Annotated in this window: 1 protein-coding gene; it reads left to right on the top strand. The window is 67.0% G+C overall.

From position 1 onward, the window contains the following. Nucleotides 1-367, top strand: a 367-nt coding sequence (locus tag FW760_RS26055; RefSeq protein ID WP_446444125.1) for an AMP-binding protein, incomplete at both ends; no start/stop codon positions are given.

Here is a 367-nt window from a genome sequence, read left to right on the forward strand (position 1 = left end):
CGTGCCAACCAGATGGCCCATGCGTTGATTGCCCAGGGCATCGGGCCAGAGGTGCTGGTGGGCCTGGCCTGCGAGCGTAGCCTGGAGATGGTGGTCGGCCTGCTGGCGATCCTCAAGGCCGGCGGCGCCTATGTGCCACTGGACCCGGCATACCCCGAGGACCGCCTGGCCTACATGATGGAAGACAGCGGGCTGAGCGTGGTGCTGGCCCAGTCGCACCTGGGTTTGCCGACGCCGGCCGGGGTGCGCAGGTTGCTGCTGGACGATGACTTCACTGGTTATGCCGCCAGCAACCCAGGCCTGACGCTTGACCCTGCCAACCTGGCCTACGTGATCTACACCTCCGGCTCCACCGGCAAGCCCAAGG

Source organism: Pseudomonas sp. 1176_21 (assembly GCF_052850635.1).